The organism is Nostoc sp. (assembly GCF_054880495.1).
In genome coordinates, this window is sequence record NZ_JBTYKD010000279.1 from 1 (window position 1) to 6695 (window position 6695).

Sequence of the window (6695 nt, forward strand, 5' to 3'; positions counted from 1 at the left end):
GCTTGAGCTGTATTACCTATAGCTGTGGCACTACTAGCTCCCGCATTCGCACTAGTACCTGTGGCGATCGCATTGTTCGCACTAGACGTTGCACTAGTACCTGTAGCAATGGCATTTTGTCCATTAGCAGTGGCGGTGTCACCAGTAGCAATGGCACTCGCACCTGATGCTGTTGACCCGTTACCCAATGCTGTGGCATTAGTTGCACTAGCATTGCTGCCGTTACCATAAGCTGATGCTGATGTGCCTGTAGCTTGAGCTGTATTACCTATAGCTGTGGCACTACTAGCTCCCGCATTCGCACTAGTACCTGTGGCGATCGCATTGTTCGCACTAGACGTTGCACTTGTGCCTGTAGCAATGGCATTAGTGGCGTTAGCTGCCACAGTTGCACCTTGACCAATAGCTGTGGAACCCACTGCCCCAGTATTCACAATTGCACTAGTACCTGTAGCGATCGCATTGTTCGCACTAGACGTTGCACTAGTACCTGTGGCGATCGCATTTTGTCCACTAGCAGTGGCGGTGTCACCAGTAGCAATGGTACTCGCACCTGATGCTGTTGACCCGTTACCCAATGCTGTGGAATTTAACCCACTAGCATTGCTGCCGTTACCATAAGCTGACGCTGATGTGCCTGTAGCTTGAGCTGTATTACCTATAGCCGTGGCACTTTGTTGATTCGCTAGGGCACTAGTACCTGTGGCAATGGCATTAGCACCACTAGCAGTGGCGGTGTCACCAGTAGAAATGGCACTTGCACCTGATGCTGTTGACCCGTTACCCAATGCTGTGGAATTTAACCCACTAGCATTGCTGCCGTTACCATAAGCTGACGCTGATGTGCCTGTGGCTTTAGCAGTGTTGCCTATAGCTGTGGCACTGTTAGCTCCCGCATTCGCACTTGTGCCTGTAGCAATGGCATTAGTGGCGTTAACTGCCACACTTGCACCTTGACCAATGGCTGTGGAACCCACTGCCCCAGTATTCACAATCGCACTAGTACCTGTAGCGATCGCATTGTTCGCACTAGACGTTGCACTAGTACCTGTGGCGATCGCATTTTGTCCACTAGCAGTGGCGGTGTCACCAGTAGCAATGGCACTCGCACCTGATGCTGTTGACCCGTTACCCAATGCTGTGGAATTTAATCCACTAGCAGTAGTGCCGTTACCATAAGCTGACGCTGATGTACCTGTGGCTTTAGCAATGTTGCCTATAGCTGTGGCACTGTTAGCTCCCGCATTCGCACTTGTGCCTGTAGCAATGGCATTAGTGGCGTTAGCTGCCACACTTGCACCTTGACCAATGGCTGTGGAACCCACTGCCCCAGTATTCACAATTGCACTAGTACCTGTAGCGATCGCATTGTTCGCACTAGACGTTGCACTAGTACCTGTAGCAATGGCATTTTGTCCACTAGCAGTGGCGGTGTCACCAGTAGCAATGGCACTCGCACCTGATGCTGTTGACCCGTTACCCAATGCTGTGGAATTTAATCCACTAGCAGTAGTGCCGTTACCATAAGCTGACGCTGATGTACCTGTGGCTTTAGCAATGTTGCCTATAGCTGTGGCACTGTTAGCTCCCGCATTCGCACTTGTGCCTGTAGCAATGGCATTAGTGGCGTTAGCTGCCACACTTGCACCTTGACCAATGGCTGTGGAACCCACTGCCCCAGTATTCACAATTGCTCCATTACCTGTAGCGATCGCATTGTTCGCACTAGACGTTGCACTAGTACCTGTAGCAATGGCATTTTGTCCACTAGCAGTGGCGGTATCACCAGTAGCAATGGCACTCGCACCTGATGCTGTTGACCTGTTACCCAATGCTGTGGAATTTAACCCACTAGCATTGCTGCCGTTACCATAAGCTGACGCTGATGTGCCTGTAGCTTTAGCAGTGTTGCCTATAGCTGTGGCATTTTGTTGATTCGCTAGGGTACTAGTACCTGTAGCAATGGCATTTTGTCCACTAGCAGTGGCGGTGTCACCAGTAGCAATGGCACTCGCACCTGATGCTGTTGACCCGTTACCCAATGCTGTGGAATTTAACCCACTAGCATTGCTGCCGTTACCATAAGCTGACGCTGATGTACCTGTGGCTTGAGCTGCATTACCTATAGCTGTGGCACTGTTAGCTCCCGCATTCGCACTTGTGCCTGTGGCAATGGCATTAGTGGCGTTAGCTGCCACAGTTGCACCTTGACCAATAGCTGTGGAACCGACTGCCCCAGTATTCACAATTGCTCCATTACCTGTGGCAATCCCATTGTTCGCACTAGACGTTGCATTAGTACCTGTAGCAATGGCATTAGCACCACTAGCAGTGGCAGTGTTACCAGCAGCTATGGAACTAGCACCTGATGCGGTAGCAATTTGTTGAAATTGGTTAGTTGTAGTATTATAAGTACCAACCCCAAGAGCTAGAGCGTTTGCGCCTGTTGCAGTTGCACCAGCACCGAAAGCAGAGGAACTGTTACCACTCGCCAGAGACGTATCTCCCACAGCCGTAGCTGAAGTCCCTGAAGCTTTAGAATTATCACCATAAGCCGAGGACTCATTACCACTGGCAGTAGCTAGATCACCTGTAGCAGTGGCTAGACTTCCCGTAGCTTGAGCACCTGTACCCGTAGCAACTGCACTGGTACCAGTAGCTTGAGCATTTGTACCTGTAGCAATTGAACCTCCTCCACTTGCAGTTGCCTGATAACCTGTAGCTGTTGCATAGTTGGCTCCAGCAGTTGCCTGATAACCTGTAGCTGTTGCATAGTTGGCTCCAGCATTAGCACTTGTTCCTGTGGCAATGGCATTAATGGCATTAGCTGCTACAGTTGCACCCTGACCAATAGCTGTAGAACTTGTTGCACCTGAATTGACTTTTGCAGCTTGACCAATTGCCAAAGAATTCGTTGCACTTGCTCCAACAGTTGCACTCTGACCAATAGCTGTAGAACTTGTTGCCCCAGTACTAACAGTTGCACTTGTTCCTGTGGCGATCGCATTAGTGACACTGGCAGCGACAGTTGCACCTTGACCTATTGCTGTAGAACCTGTTGCTCCAGCCCCAACATTGGCTCCATTACCTGTAGCAATTGAGTTGCTACCTCCAGTCGTAGCATTAGTACCTGTGGCGATCGCATCTGCTGCCGCAGCCCCAACATTGGCTCCTTTACCTGTAGCAATGCCATCGTTGGCTCCGGCTCCGACAGTAGCAGATGTTCCTGTAGCGATCGCATTAGTGACACTGGCAGCGACAGTTGCACCTTGACCTATGGCTGTAGAACCTACTGCTCCACTCCCAACATTGGCTCCATTACCTGTAGCAATTGCATTGTTGGCTCCAGCACTAGCACTATTCCCCGTAGCGATCGCACCAGTAGCACCGCTGCTAGTAGTAGCATTGCTACCAACTGCAACTGAATTATTACCTTGTGCTGTTGCAGTATCTCCTAATGCCGTAGATGAACTACCCGATGCATTAGTGCTATTTCCAACTGCTGTTGCATTAGTACCTGCTTGTGATGACTTCCCAACTGCCGTTGCATTCGTTGAACTTACACTGGCTGATTGACCAATAGCTATTGCACCAGAAGAGGAAACAGTAGCATTTACAGAAGCATTAGCACCAATAGCTATTGCACCAGTTGAACTACCTGTTGATACTATTGTATTAGTACCTACAGCTATTGAATCCTGACTTTGAGCGCTTGCTCCTGCACCAATAGCATTTGCATTGATACCCTGGGTATTATTTGTAAATGTCCCACCAGTACCATTCGGTATGATTCTGACATTTTGAGCTTGGACAGTAGGAATTGTTGTATATATCAGTCCTGTCGGCAACAGTAGTCTGGTCAATAGTAAAATCAGTAATTTACGATAACGCCCCTGTATAGGTTGTTTTATCGTATACCAGTAAATAGGTGGAATTGGAATCTTCATAAAAATATTTCTGTGTTTGTTATTTCATGATTGTGATGAAAATATCAAGTTCAATTCACTTGGGAAAATGCTAACTAATTGAAAAAAATCAACCAAAACTTGGATAATTTTATTAGTGTTTTTGTAGTTATTTAACCAACGTAATTCTCTTTGTTTACCTCAGCAAAATTTCAACAGGCTTACCTATTAGTGGATCTATAATACTGCCTGCTATTAATGGTGTATTCAATTCTTGAAGGAATTGATTTTTAATCAAATGTGTAAAGCTTTCTACATTCAATTGCCATCGATCTAGATAGTTACATAAAATAGCTGACTTTTCGGATGGTGATATCTGTTGCAAGACATATTCAAAATTTCCAGAACACGTCACTACCGGTGTCATAGCTTCCCCATTGTCTTGCCGTAGAAATCCCTGACCAACTTTAAGATTTAGCGTTCCCTCGTCCAATGTGTAGGAAATATTCAGATCAACCCTGGGAACTGTGTTACCAAACTCTAGCCACCGTTGAGAAGATAGTAGACTTTTAGATATATAATTTTGGGCAATTTCAGGGTGATCGGGAAAAGTCGCAAATCCTTCAGGATTAATACCTAATGCCTTATATTCTGCATGAGATAATATCTGAACATAGAGTTTGGCAACTTGAGCAACCACAATATCACTGAGTGATTTCCCGACGATAATTTCTGTAAAAATAGTGCGATTAGTATCAGCAATTATCCTTAACCCGTTCTGAAACATGACTTGGGATAAATTTGCTGTCAAAACGGGATCATTAGCCAACTCCCAATCTTGAGGTACAATACCACTATATTTCAGGAAATCCAAGTTTAACAGAGTCGGATTTTGATTATGGATGAGCAAAACAATAGATAATTCATGAACTGAAAAAATAGATGCCATTTTTACTTCTCCTAATATTTATATACAACTATGATGTACAATTTTTATTCAAATTTCCTGAAACTAACCTTTAATTAGTTTCTGTGCCATTCATTACTGTTATCGTATTTCTTCTATCACTAAAAGCTAAAAACCCATTACTTAACTCCATAATATGGCGTGTTACTTGCTACATAATTACCTATATTAAAACTTCATGTAATCAGTAAATATACTAGAATGGCACTACTGACTTTTCCCATCAGTGAGAGGTTAATACCAATTTCATATGAAGCTGTATAAAAAAGAGCTTCTAAAATAAAATTAGGCTCTTCCGTACCTATTATGTTAAAAATGTCTGCAAATAAGTTTGAAATCCTTATTGGGCAATAATAACAGGCATTATGATTACCATTTGAGTCTTAGTTCTGAAATTGAGTTTATAATCGCCTGTAAGCCTTGATTTTAAAGAGAAATTTTGGGGTTTAAGTAGGTGGGCAGCAAAAAAACCAACTATATTAAGATAAGTAAATACGGAGAATATAAGTAAGTGGGTCAAATTAAGTATAAAACCTTACTCTGCCTCCGGCTTCCCTCTCCGTGAGTTCGGAGAGGGATTGAGGGTGAGGTTTTATCTTATATTTAATTGTGCCTTCCTACTTACTGCGTTCTGGGCAAATCGAATATACCAAGGCAAAGGCGATCGCACGAGTTAAAAATGAGGAAAGAAGAAACCAGTTACTCTTAGAGACGAAAGTCCTAAATCTATCATTGAGCGAAATCAAGCTTAAGATTTAAGAAATTGAGTCTGCTACTCAATCAGAGTCATCAGAGCAAACAGAATCAGCATCAATAAAAGAGCGTGTTGATAATACGTTCCAACGCTTCAAGAAAGCTAAAGTGTGGGATGAGCCGAAGAAAAAATCCAAAGTAGAAAAGTTGTTAGCACAGTTGGAAGCATTGATAAAAACTGATAGCGAAGTAAAATAATTTGGGCATTAATTTGAGCAGATTTATGGCAAAAAAAAAGGAGAGTATTGCTACTCTCCTAACGTAATCTGAGGGAAAATTTTTTTTCTTAGTGATTCAAACGAGCTTGGCGTTGACGCAATTCATGAGCGCGTTGTTCACGAGCTTGGCGTTGATGCAATTCATGAGCGCGTTGTTCACGAGCTTGGCGTTGATGCAATTCATGAGCGCGTTGTTCACGAGCTTGGCGTTGACGGAATTCACGAGCGCGTTGTTCACGAGCAATACGTTCGTGTTGGGTTTTGCTGTTATTAAAAGCTACAGTATTACGATTAAAATGCTCATGCTCAGATTTGAATTCAGCAGCATTAGCATTTTGAGAAAGAGCCGCAATTGAAGCAGCAGCTAATAAGCTTCCAAGAAGAATAGATTTTAAGCGATTCATATATCCTTTAATCTGCCTTGCATTACGTGATTTGTATATTCTTAATGTAATCGGAATAATCAGGCACCACCTGTATACAAAGTCATGTTAAAACGGTTACTTTTGTCACTAATACTAGGATTGATATTTAAATAAGTCGGAAGTCGGAAGCTATGCCCTCATGTCTACGCTTGGGGTACAGTTTTTTAACGGGGATTTAGCGGTGCATTGCGGTCTTGGGGTCTAAGAGCTTGTGCAACGCAAGTAAGACAGACCCTGCAAATACATACTTGCCGATTATAGAACCCAATTGATCTGCAAGAGCGATCGCTGATAACTTTGACGAGATTATTGGGCATGGCAGTGGTGAAATTTTGAACGTATCGCGGCAGTCCCTACCCTCAACTCTTAGTAGGGTAGGGATCAGAGCGGGTTATTGGAACGAAGTGGAAATAACCAATCCATATTT

Annotated in this window: 4 protein-coding genes; 1 reads left to right on the forward strand and 3 read right to left on the reverse strand. The window is 44.1% G+C overall.

Going from position 1 to position 6695, the window contains the following annotated elements; translation table 11 throughout:
• Both ACYTXL_RS24570 and ACYTXL_RS24575 read right to left on the reverse strand, forming a co-directional pair.
• Nucleotides 1–3947, reverse strand: a 3947-nt coding sequence (locus tag ACYTXL_RS24570; protein WP_461927003.1) for a beta strand repeat-containing protein, incomplete at its 3' end; no start/stop codon positions are given.
• A gap of 154 nt (nucleotides 3948–4101) precedes the next feature.
• On the reverse strand, nucleotides 4102–4854 hold the full coding sequence (locus ACYTXL_RS24575) for a hypothetical protein (protein WP_461927004.1): 753 nt from the start codon (nucleotides 4852–4854) through the stop codon (nucleotides 4102–4104).
• Between the two features lie 627 nt (nucleotides 4855–5481).
• On the opposite strand from ACYTXL_RS24575, the gene ACYTXL_RS24580 reads away from it, so the two are divergent.
• Nucleotides 5482–5631 carry a hypothetical protein gene (locus ACYTXL_RS24580; RefSeq protein ID WP_461922485.1) on the forward strand — a complete coding sequence of 50 codons (150 nt, stop codon included), beginning with the start codon at nucleotides 5482–5484 and terminating at the stop codon, nucleotides 5629–5631.
• 280 nt (nucleotides 5632–5911) lie between these two features.
• On the opposite strand, the gene ACYTXL_RS24585 is transcribed toward ACYTXL_RS24580, so the two are convergent.
• Complete coding sequence (locus tag ACYTXL_RS24585; protein WP_461922484.1) at nucleotides 5912–6247, reverse strand: hypothetical protein; 336 nt, start codon at nucleotides 6245–6247, stop codon at nucleotides 5912–5914.
• Nucleotides 6248–6695: the final 448 nt, after the last annotated feature.